We start from the raw sequence: 12,020 nt of genomic DNA, 5'->3' as shown, positions 1-12,020 counted from the left end.
AACTTCTTGTTGATATTCTCTGAAATGAGCAACATTTTTCACCGGCGTTCGTAATTATTTTTGTAACCATTACGAACGAAGGAGAAGAAATGTTTGAATTATTAGCCCTGATTGTTGTTGTTGGTGTTTTTATTGTTGTGTTCAAGCTTTTTGGCGTTCTGCTCGAGGCTTTATTCTTCCTGCTCGCACTTCCCTTCAAAATTATTTTCGGAATTATCGGTGGGGTTATCGGTTTGATAGCGTTGCCTTTAATTATTATTCCTGCAGCACTTGCATTGATTGTTCCTTTGGCAATTGTCGGTTTGGCGATTGGTGGCATTGTGCTACTCGTAAAATAGTAAGGGCATTCATTCGCGTGGTTGAAATACGTGTCACTGAAAATCAATTTCCCGAACTGCGGATATTACCCGAAACACTTGACAGCATCACCATAAAACAGTAAATTTGCCCATTCAAGCGGGTGTAACTCAGTTGGTAGAGTGTCAGCTTCCCAAGCTGAGAGTCGCGAGTTCGAATCTCGTCACCCGCTCTGAGTTTAAGCATATAAAAAACAACAGCTTGCACGTGTCATTAAAAGAAAATAGAATTTGATAAAATATTACAATTATTCTAATATTTTGTTATAGTTGCTTTGTTTTGTCATCCACTAATGTCATTTCCCTTTATCTTACTTCCCTGCTTACTTATTAAAATTTATAAAAAATAATTTTCCGTTTAGTGTTGAAAAACACCGCCGATAAAATTAGATTAAACTAATTACTTATTAGGTTAGTATAATTTATTATAAGTTATAATTTGAGAAGCTGATGGAATTATCAAAAAGCCAAGAAGATTACCTGAAAATCATTTGGTATATGGAACGGGATCAAATTAAGGCAACTGCAAAAGCGGTAGCAGATTGGTATCAGGTGAAACCACCGACGGTATTATCGATGTTTAAACAGCTTTCACAAATGGAATTGATTGAATACGACAAAACCAAAGGCGCTCTCTTGCTTGAAAAAGGCGATTTCTTGGCACGAAAACTGATTCGAAAACATCGCTTAGTGGAAACTTTTTTGGAAAAAGTGTTAAAAATGGATGACCAGATTTTACACGAAGAAGCAGAAAAACTGGAGCATGCGATATCTGATAAATTGATGTATTTGATCGATGCCTTTTTAGGCTTTCCCGATAAAGACCCACACGGATCGCCAATCCCGAATTGGGGCGAACATTTGAAAGCGATTCAATTAAAAAATGTTATCATCGGGCATTCATTCCGTGTTCAGGATATTCAACTCACTGCGGAACTTGAGCAATATTACACCGCCCGTCAGTTTGCAAAAGGAACAACCTGGACACTTCAGGACAAAACGCCGGATAATAGTGTATACACTTTGACAAATGGAAAAGCATTTTTGGCTGTATCCGGCACAATTGTATCGAGTATAAAGGTAATACCTCATTATTAACAAGGATCAATTATGGTTCACCCGATTAATGCTCTCATCATCGCATCGATTGTAATTTTTATCGGACTGATTGTGGTGTGGCCAAAGCACGGCTTACTTTCTCATTGGCGATTTTTAATGCGCCAGAGCCAGCGTTCGTATATGGAAGATACGCTAAAACACATTTATGAATGCGAACGCGGGCGAATCACTTGCACCATTAACAGCATTGCCGGAACGCTATCGTTAAAAAAAGATCGTGTTGTACAATTGATTGAACAGCTCAAAAGCGGCGGGTTAATCAGCATCGAAAACAACCAGTTTTTTCTGACAGAAAAAGGTAACGAATATGCTTTAAGAATGATTCGCCTGCACAGAATTTGGGAAAGCTATCTTGCAGAAGAAACAGGAACTTCCGATCTGGAATGGCATACGCAAGCCGACCTTCAGGAGCATAAATTGGATAGTGCAGAAGCGGAAAAAATTAGCGAACGGCTTGGTCACCCACTATACGATCCGCACGGAAAACCGATCCCGACGAATAAGGGCGATCTGCCTTCCGAACGAGGATTATTGCTTACTGAAATCAGAAAAGAACAGACAGCCAAAATTGTTCAATTTGAAGATGACCAGGAAAATATTTACCGGGAAATCCGTGAAAACGGACTTTGTTTGGGCATGCAAATAGATTCTGTTCAGCACCAAAATGGCTCCATTCTGTTTAAAGCAGACGGTTTCAAAAAGAAGCTCCCTTTAATTGCAGCAGCTCAAATTCGCGTTGAATTACTGAAAGAGGAAGAAAAACTGCAAACACCGTTTGCAAATCTGTTGGTTTTGAGAAACGGTGAATCCGGAAAGGTCCTGCGAATCTCCCGGGAAATTCACGGACAGTATCGTCGCAGATTGTTGGATTTGGGCATCGTTCCCGGCACAATCATTCAAAAAGAGATGGAAAGTGCGTCTGGTAACCCGATCGCATTTCGTATAAAAGGCGCTTCCATCGCACTGCGAAAAGAGCAGGCGAAACTTATTCACATTCAAAAAATCGAGAGAAAAAATGAAACCACAGTCGACAGCAAATTGTGAAAATTGCCCGGCACACCATATAGGAAATTTGAAAAAACTGGGAATTGATATGGATTCCTGGGATTATGTTGTAGCACTTGCCGGAAATCCAAACACGGGAAAAAGCACTGTTTTTAATGCACTTACAGGACTAAGGCAACACACCGGAAACTGGCCCGGAAAAACAGTTGGGCGCGCAGAAGGCGGTTTTGGCTATAATGACAAAAAATACAAAATCGTCGATTTGCCAGGCACATATTCATTGCTTTCCACCAGCACGGATGAAGAAGTTGCCCGGAATTTCATCCTGTTTGGCAAACCCGATGTCACCTTGATTGTGGCAGATGCAACCCGTTTGGAACGGAACCTGAACCTCGTTTTGCAAATTCTGGAAATTACCGATCGAGCAGTGCTATGCCTCAATTTGATAGACGAAGCCAAGCGTAATCAATTGATAATCGATGAGCGACAGTTAACCAAAGAACTGGGAATACCTGTTGTTCCTACCGCTGCCCGGCAAAAAACAGGATTGGATGAATTACTGAAAGCAATCGACCAGGTTGCCACCGGCGAATATGTTTGCCAGCCACGACGCATTCAAAGTGGTTCCGGGCAATTGCAAAACGTGATTAACCGGCTCGCCAAAAAAATTGAAACACGCTATCCCGGATTAACCAACGCGCGTTGGATTGCATTGCGGCTGCTGGAAGGCGATACCCGAATTATAGAATCACTCCGCGATAACAATTTTCAGGATCTGGTAGGTAAGGTAACTACAGTATAAACATTGTATTATAATGACAATGAGTTTTTAATCAGGGTTGATATAAATGAAACACCATAAAGAATTTAACACGGATCTTTTGGAAGAAGCCAGCAACCTCCGTTGGGAATTGGGCGAAAATTTGCATGATTCTTTAATGGAAGCAATTTACGAAGAAGCCGGGCGAATTTCCGAAAAAACCGTTCGTAAAAGTGACGAACCGCCACATTTTGACTGGAGCCAAAAACTGGATCATCTGCTGACCAACCGGTGGACTGGTTTTCCGTTAATGTTGCTGATGCTAACCCTCGTTTTTTGGATAACCGTATCAGGTGCGAACGTGCCTTCCGCCTATCTGGCTGAAATTTTGATGGACTGGCTTCACCCATTGTTAAAACAGTCTGCGGTTCAAATCGGGATGCCCTGGTGGCTATCAGGTGTGCTCATCGATGGCATGTATCTATCGATGGCGTGGGTGGTTAGCGTAATGCTCCCGCCAATGGCAATATTCTTTCCATTGTTCACTTTGCTGGAGGATTTCGGGTATCTGCCGCGTGTAGCCTTTAATCTTGATAATATGTTCCGGAAATCCGGTGCTCACGGCAAACAAGCCCTGACAATGGCTATGGGATATGGCTGCAACGCAGCCGGAATTATTGCGGCAAGGGTAATCGATAGTCCCCGGGAACGACTGATTGCGATAATTACCAACAATTTTTCGTTGTGCAACGGGCGTTGGCCCACCCAAATTTTGATCGCAACATTGTTTATCGGCGCAATGGCGCCGCCGGCGTTGGCAGGATTGGTTTCTGCATCTGCAGTTGTTGCGGTTGCGTTGCTGGGCATCTTTTTAACGTTTTTTATTTCGTGGGCACTTTCGCGAACCGTTTTAAAAGGCGAGGCTTCCATCTTTAGTCTGGAATTACCGCCCTATCGTCCACCCCGAATTTTGCAAACGCTGTATACGTCATTAATTGACCGGACCATTTTTGTGTTGTGGCGGGCAATCGTTTTTGCGTTACCCGCCGGCGCGGTGATCTGGTTGTTGGCGAATATTCACATTTCCGGGCTTAGTGTTGCGGAACATATCATCCATTTCCTCCAACCTTTGGGATGGCTGATAGGCTTAAACGGCGTGATTTTATTAGCCTATATTATCGCAATTCCGGCGAACGAAATTGTGATCCCAACTATTCTCATGTTGACTGTTTTGAGCGCGCATTTAACCGGATTTGGCGACAGCGCAGGCGTTATTTTTGAGTTCGATAGCTTATCTGCCTATTCCGCAGTGTTTCAGGCAGGCGGCTGGACACTGTTAACAGCTGTAAATCTAATGCTATTCAGCTTGGTACATAACCCTTGCTCCACAACGATTTACACCATTTACAAAGAAACCAACAGTGTCAAATGGACCACCGTAGCCACGCTGTTGCCGTTGGGATTAGGCTTTGCGCTTTGCTTTTTTGTGGCGCAATTTTGGCGACTTATTTTCGGAATGGGATTCTGAAAAAACTATGCACAAAACAATCATAATGTAATGCACAAAAAAATAGCCCGCGCAGATTTTTCCACGCGGGCTAAGGTTTAAACTTGTTAGAAGTGCTATTTATTTCACCAACATCACCTTGCGGGTTTTGGTGAAACCTGCCGTCGACATCCGGACAAAATAAGTGCCGCTGGCAACACCGCCGGCATCCCACCGCACTTCGTGCACACCTGCCGGCAACGATTCTTTCATTAATCGATCAACCAATTGTCCGTTGAGGTTGTAAACAGCCAGTTCAACCGTCGTCCGTTCGGGCAGTGCGAAGCGCAGCGTTGTTGATGGATTGAACGGGTTCGGATAGTTTTCGTCGAACGCAAATTCGCGGGGCAAATTCTCCACCGGATTCACACCGGTTACACCGATGTTGAATTGCCCGGACGAAATATCGCTGCCGTTATAGGCGGCATCAACTGCCCGGAGTGTCCATTCGTAGCTGCCGTCCGGTAATCCGCTGAGCAGCCATTCGGTCACCGCGCTGACATTTCCCGGCTCCGGCAACCGGCGGGGCAACGAAACGGGTGTGCCATCCCGGAATAAATCCAGATCGTATGTGAGCGCTGCGGAGGGTGTGTGATCATCAGTCGCCGGATCCCATGAAAGCAGTACGGTGCCACCGCTTTGCACGGCTGCGTTCAACCCTGCCGGAGATGTGGGTGCAACATTTTGCCCGGCTGCATCGTTGCGATAAATGTGCATTTGTGCTTCCACAAGTCCGCCGCCACCCGGAACAAAATATTGCCCGGCGATAAAATAATCGAGGTCACCTTCGCCATCGATATCGAGCCACGAAAAGGTTCCGCCGCGTGAACCGCTGGCACGCGGGGCAGGCAGTTCGTTGCCGGAATCGATGAATGTCCCGCCATTGTTATCGTATATTTTGGCGCGTCCTTCAATTTGGGAACCGGAATTATAGTTCCCGGAAACCAGCACATCCATATCGCCATCTGTGTCGTAATCTGCCCAGGTTGCAGCGGTAATATCGAACCATCCTTCGCAGGGAACACAGTCGATAACTTCAAAAGGAACATAGGTTTCGTTATCGTTGCGATAGATACGAAGCACCGTATTATACGAACCATCCAATTCTTTAATGTGACCGGCAATCAGGATATCAAAATCGCCATCAGCGTCAAAATCTCCCCATTGTGCTTCACCGTGTTCAACAGTCAAACTATCGAGAATATCTTCGCCAACAAAAACGCCGTTGCCATCGTTGCGATAGCGCCGGATAAACCCGTCGTCAGTCAGCGGTGATATATTTACGAGTAACAAATCGAGATCCTGATCCTGATCAAAATCTGCCCAGGCGCTTTGTGCGTGAACAGTCGGTGCGAAAACGGAATCCGTTTCGGTGAAAATCCAGCCGCCGGTACCGTTTTTGCCATCGTTACGCATCAGCTTTGTGCGATATTCAAATATGTTCACATCGTAAACAGAGGGCAGGAGCAGGTCAAGATCACCATCATTATCGAAATCCGCCCAGGTGATGGATCTCAAGTCGAAATCCGCCTGATCGTTTTCTTCCCAATATCCCGGTAAATCGGTGTCTGTCAATACGAGCGTTCCGTTATCGTTGCGATAAATTACCGTTGCACCGTTGCTGCCGAGCGCCAGATCCTGATCGCCATCGCCATCCACATCACCCCATGCGAGGTCGGATGATCCGGCAGAAATATTGCCCAACGGCACATCGATGTATGTAAATTCCCATTCTGTCGCACTCGCGGGACCATCATTTCGAATGAGAACGAGGCGATCGACAACGCTCTGGTTATACACAACATAGTAGCCGAGCACTGCGATATCGAGGTCGCCATCGCTGTCGAAATCTGCCGGGGCAGTGGTGATTACCCAAAAATCTTCGTCCGGCGGTGTGACAAACAGCGAATCGAGCGGTGTCACCTCTGTAAAATCGCCGAAAGTGCCGCCCGGATTGGGTTGAACAACAACAAACCGGATTGTGGATGTGGTAGCGCCATCATCATCGGTGACGGTCAGGCGGACGATGTAGGTGTTTGCTTCTGCGAAGGTATGCGACGGATGTTGCTCGATTGATGTGGTGCCATCGCCAAAATCCCACAACCAATTGGTGATAAAACCATCGGGATCGCTGCTGGTACTGGTAAAATCGACCGACAATCCGTTAATTGAAAAATCGAATGCTGCAACCGGCGGACGGTTGAGCGGCGGCGGTGGCGGGCCGGTGAATTTTTCGATAAAGCCCAAGAATCCGGCAACCCATGCATCACCGGAAGGGCTTGCCGCAATTGCTGAAAATGAACCAAATCCGGTGGAACCAATTTCGAGCACTGCCCAATTTTGACCGCCGGTGGCGGAATAATATGCGACATCGTCGTTGGTGCTCAGCCATAATTCGTTAGCGCTGATCAGATAAATATCCGTGAAATTATCGGTGGTATTGGGTGTCGGTAGCACTTCCCAGGTTGCGCCGCCGTCATCGCTGCGGGCAGCGTATCCAAGCATCCCAACAGCATAGCCGGTGCCTTCATCGATAAAATCCATATCATAAATTCGCACGGGAGAGCCCGGCAGGTCACCCTGAATCCAGGTTGTGCCGCCGTCATGGCTGCGGTAATATCGCCCGCCAACATTTGCTGCCCATCCGCTTTGCCCCTCGATATCCACGGATACATAAGTGCCGCCAAAACCCTGGACGGCTGTCCACGAGTTGCCGCCATCCGTTGTGTTAAAAAGGACGTTGCCAATCGCGCCGCTGCCGATCAGCCAGCCGTTCTGCAAATCGCTAAACTTCAGATTTACGGCATTTAGCCCTGCCGGAGTTGTTGCAAAAGACTGCCAGTTTTCACCGCCATCCGAGCTGCTGAACACCTGCCCGTTTTCATCGACAACCACAACTTCCTGCTGATTGATAACCTGAACAGCCATCAGATCGAAGGGTGTAATGCCACTGTGCTGCACCCACGGCGATGCACCGTTGCTGGTCAGCAATGTGCCACCCTCGCCGACGGCAATCATTTTTCCGTCCGGAAATCGATCGATATCATTCAGCGATTGACCGGTGCCACTGGAAATTTGTGACCACGATGCACCACCATCCATTGTTTTGATGACAAATCCGGCACCATAGCCAAAATACCCCGTTTGTGCGTCCGCAAAAACCGGCGCTGCGCTGTTGAAAAAGCTCGGCAGCGGTCCGGGCGATGTGAACGTTTGGGTCCAGTTTTGCCCTGCATCTGTTGATTGAAACATGCTTCCGCGAGGATCTGCAGCAACCACCGTTTGGGGATCTGCCACCGCAAAACCGAGAACGCCATCCGGCCAAATGGTCCCGAGATCAGTCCAGCTCTGCCCGCCATCCGCTGACCGGAATGTGCGAAAATCGAAATTCGGGAAAACGCCGGAACGTCCGTATGCCAGCACAACATCGCCAGAAATCACCTTCAAATCGCTGCGCCCTTCAGCAGAAACAACGGTTGACCAGGTTGCCCCGCCATCCGTCGAGCGCATGAAATTGTCATCCACAATGGCGAGCGCAACGGACCCGGAGAGGAACGCTACCGCAGCCGCATCGCCGGATTGAACCAGCGTAAACGTAACGCCACCGTCGGTGGTGCGGTAAACGCCACTGGTAGCTGCGCCGATGCCATTTTGGGCATCAGCAAATGCAAATGTAAACATCCCTTCCGGCGAAGGCTCCCAATTCAATCCGCCATCGCGACTCGCATAAACGCCAAAATTGCCGGTCGTAACGCCGAAATCCGGGGTGTAAAATTCCATAAAATATGTTGATCCGAGCACCGGAAGCGCCGTCCAGGTAGTTCCGCCGTCGGTGGTGCGATAATTATCGTTACCGTAAACCCATCCCAAATTTTCATTCAAAAAGAAAATGCCGTTTAACGGGCTTGCCAGACTGAATGGCACATCGCGCTGAACCCAACTTGCGCCACCGTCACCCGATTCGAACAGCGAACCGCCGTCATCAAAGGAATCATCATTCGTTGCGATAAACACCCGTTGCGCCGTGGGTGCCGCAACACCCCGCACATCGAGAAAAGTAGGCACAGGACTTTGCCTGTTCCATTGCGCAACCGCCATTGAAGTTAGTAAAATGAGCATTAAAACAAGCCGATTTCCCAGGCTCAAAAATTTTTGTGTTTCTGGTAACATTCGCATGATAATTCGTCCTTTCTCTGTAAACACTATCGTTCCTGTAGTTGCAATTGATAAACGGTGATTGAAGCTGAAATTCTATTGCTCTGGCTGAGCTAAACCGACACGCTCATATAATCAATTTGAATGCCAAACAAATAAGCGCATTTACTAAAATTCCTAAGTGCCTGTTTTTAAACGAATAAGCGCATTAATAAAAAAACAGGAACGAATCAGCACCAATAAAACCCGGTGGGCAAAAATGCGCGGAAGCGCAAATTATGCACCTCGCAGGTTTTCCCTCAACTACAGATGGTTCAAAAACTTATCATTGTTATAGCGGTCGACAATTTTTGAAAGGCTGTAAATCTCTTTCATAACAACAATCATGCTTTGTTTTTTCAATCAATTACCACCTAAGTAAACTCTTCAAATATCCGATATTGGTAAGCATGAAAAAAATTTACAGGTGGATCAACCATGAGCAACATCAAATTCTTTTGTTTTTTGGCGGCTGTATGCATATTCGCAGCACCGTATTATGCAACTGCACAACTTTCCGAAGCAGACACTGACAAAACATCTCTGGAATTGTTGCTGAATACACCGGTGAGCGCAGCAGCGAAATACGAACAATCCGTAAGCGATGCACCGGCTTCCGTTACCGTGATCACATCTGTCGAGATTAATAATTATGGTTTTCAAACGCTTCAAGATGTTTTCCAGATTATACAGGGATTTTATACTTCAGATGATCACAACTATACCTATTTGGGTGTGCGGGGATTCAGCCGGCCAACGGATTACAACAATCGCATTTTGTTGCTGGTAAACGGGCATGCACTGAATGAAAATGTGTATGGTTCAGCTGCAATCGGCACCGAACTCGGTGGTTTTAATCTTGCTTCAATCGATCGAATTGAAATTATTCGTGGTCCGGGCTCTGCGTTGTACGGCACCAATGCCATGTTTGCAATCATCAACATTGTTACCCAAAAAGGTAAAACGATAGACGGACTTGAGATAACAGCGGAATACGGAAGCCACAATTTTTTGGTCGGTTCTGCGCTTTTTGGTAAAAAATATGCGAACGGGCTGGATGTTACTTTTTCGGCACGATGGGCGGATGACAACGGAGAGGATATATATTTTGCAGAATTTGACGATCCCTCAACCAATAACGGCATCGCAAAAAACATGGATTGGGATGATTATTACGCTGCATTTTCAACCGTAAAATACGGTGCGTTTTCTGCTCAATTGATGTATTCCTCCCGCGAAAAAGGTATTCCCACCGCAGCATGGGAAACGCTGTTTAACAGCGGCAACACAAAAAGTATTGATAATCACGGATTTGCGGAAATTAAATTCGAGAACAAGTTCGGCAACGACAAACAATTGATGGCGCGTTCATACATCGATCACTACAATTACGAAGGTTGGTATCCGTACGAAGATGAAATCCTTTACAATTCTTACGATGCGACTGTTGGAAACTGGTTTGGTGGCGAAGCCCAATTTTTGTGGGATATTTCGTTGAACAACCGGTTAACTATCGGATCGGAGTACCAACATCACCGGCGTGCAGATTACCGCAGTTGGGACGACGATACTACCTATTTCAATCAAAATTTTCCCTATTCGATAGTTTCGCTTTATGTTCAGGATGAATTCCAGATATTGCACAACCTATCTTTCACCGCAGGTATCCGGTTTGACAAAAATGATCAATTTAAATCATCGCAAATGCCCAGGGGCGCATTTGTGTATCACCCGTTTTCGACCAGCACAGCAAAGCTGGTTTACGGCGAAGCTTTCCGGGCACCCAATGTTTACGAAACCAATTATGATGATCCGCTTTTCGGTTTCAAAGCTAATCCGGGGTTGAAACCGGAGAAAATTAAAACAACGGAAATTATTTGGGAACAGCAATTTACCAATCAATTTTCCGGTATGTTGTCCATCTATCGCTACAAAATGCAAGATTTGATCGATCAGGATATCGATCCACTGGATTCGCTCATCCAATACCGCAATTTCAGCAAAGTACAAGCACGCGGCATCGAGATTCAATTGGCATCGCGGGTTGCAAAGGGCTTCAACGGGTTTATTAATTATGGCTATCAATGGACAGAAGATGTCATCAGCGGAGAATCGCTGACCAACTCGCCTGCTCATCTGGTAAAAGCGGGTTTTTCGTATCCGTTTTTTCCGTATGTTACATTATCCGGTAACATGTTGTATGAAACTGCCAGAAAAACCATTTATGGAAGCAACACCAAATCCTATGTTTTGATGAACGCAAATTTGATCACACAATTGTTTTTTGATCATTTCAGGCTCCGGTTACAGGTGCGCAATTTGTTGGATCAGGAATATCAGCTGCCCGGTGGTTTCGAACATATCCAGAGTGCGATTGTGCAGCCCAGACGCGCTTTTTCAATATCTCTGGAATCACGGCTATAAGGAAAACTTGACCCAAAATCAGGTCCCGGAACGATAAATCTTATGGAATTAACAAAATTACAGAAATTTTTAACCGTGCTATTGTTGTTATCAACGATACTGTATCCGCAAGAAATGCCGGTGCCCGTTGACATACAATATTCGCTATTTCAAAAGATTTTGACATATGACCGCAACCTGAAATCCCGCGGAACGGAAAAGCTGGTTGTGGGAATAATTTATCAAGAAAAATTTCGGATGTCGTTGGTTGCAAAAGATAATTTCATGGCTGCATTTAACGCATCCGCAACAAAAACAATTGAGGGAATTGCCATCGAATGCATCGCAATCAACATTGGTGATAGCAAAGATATTACTGAAAAAATCGCAGATGCCGATGTAAATATTTTGTATGTCGCACCATTGCGTGTTCCCCCTCTGAAAGAAATCGCAGATTTTTGCACAGAAAAACAGATTCTTACCCTTTCCGGTGTTCCAGAATATATCAAATCCGGGCTTTCAGTTGGTATCGGCCAAAAAGGAAATAAACCGGAAATTTTGATAAATCTAAAATCTGCCAAAGCAGAGGGCAGCAATTTCAGCTCAAACTTATTGAAGCTCGCGACCGTTTTATAAA

The 12,020-nt window shown here is 45.8% G+C and carries 8 protein-coding genes and 1 tRNA gene; 8 read left to right on the top strand and 1 reads right to left on the bottom strand.

The window, feature by feature from the left end:
• Positions 1-89: 89 nt before the first annotated feature.
• From H6629_13900 to H6629_13875, 6 genes are all read left to right on the top strand, one after another.
• Positions 90-338: a hypothetical protein gene (locus H6629_13900; GenBank protein MCB9068888.1), complete on the top strand. Its 249-nt coding sequence runs from the start codon at positions 90-92 to the stop codon at positions 336-338.
• Between the two features lie 118 nt (positions 339-456).
• Positions 457-529: transfer RNA gene (locus H6629_13895), tRNA-Gly, on the top strand.
• A 277-nt stretch (positions 530-806) separates the two neighbouring features.
• On the top strand, positions 807-1,454 hold the full coding sequence (locus H6629_13890) for a metal-dependent transcriptional regulator (GenBank protein ID MCB9068887.1): 648 nt from the start codon (positions 807-809) through the stop codon (positions 1,452-1,454).
• Positions 1,455-1,466: 12 nt separating this feature from the next.
• Positions 1,467-2,519 (top strand): metal-dependent transcriptional regulator, encoded by a 1,053-nt coding sequence (locus H6629_13885; protein ID MCB9068886.1) that lies wholly within the window; start codon positions 1,467-1,469, stop codon positions 2,517-2,519.
• Positions 2,491-3,282 carry a 50S ribosome-binding GTPase gene (locus tag H6629_13880; protein MCB9068885.1) on the top strand — a complete coding sequence of 264 codons (792 nt, stop codon included), beginning with the start codon at positions 2,491-2,493 and terminating at the stop codon, positions 3,280-3,282. The genes H6629_13885 and H6629_13880 overlap by 29 nt, the downstream gene beginning before the upstream one ends.
• Before the next feature lie 46 nt (positions 3,283-3,328).
• The gene (locus H6629_13875; protein ID MCB9068884.1) at positions 3,329-4,768 is read left to right on the top strand and encodes a ferrous iron transporter B; all 1,440 of its coding nucleotides are present in this window, start codon (positions 3,329-3,331) and stop codon (positions 4,766-4,768) included.
• A 99-nt stretch (positions 4,769-4,867) separates the two neighbouring features.
• On the opposite strand, the gene H6629_13870 is transcribed toward H6629_13875, so the two are convergent.
• Positions 4,868-8,962: a VCBS repeat-containing protein gene (locus tag H6629_13870; GenBank protein MCB9068883.1), complete on the bottom strand. Its 4,095-nt coding sequence runs from the start codon at positions 8,960-8,962 to the stop codon at positions 4,868-4,870.
• A 456-nt stretch (positions 8,963-9,418) separates the two neighbouring features.
• Between H6629_13870 and H6629_13865 the strand changes: the two genes are divergently transcribed.
• Together H6629_13865 and H6629_13860 are read left to right on the top strand one after the other, a co-directional pair.
• Entirely contained in the window at positions 9,419-11,404 is a 1,986-nt protein-coding gene (locus tag H6629_13865; GenBank protein ID MCB9068882.1) for a TonB-dependent receptor, read from the top strand.
• Positions 11,405-11,668: 264 nt separating this feature from the next.
• Entirely contained in the window at positions 11,669-12,019 is a 351-nt protein-coding gene (locus H6629_13860) for a YfiR family protein (GenBank protein ID MCB9068881.1), read from the top strand.
• Position 12,020 lies beyond the last annotated feature (1 nt).

Source organism: Calditrichia bacterium (assembly GCA_020634975.1).
GTDB lineage: Bacteria > Calditrichota > Calditrichia > RBG-13-44-9 > J075 > JACKAQ01.
Note: the sequence above shows the minus strand (reverse complement) of the source record. Positions and strands in the feature narration are given on the sequence as shown.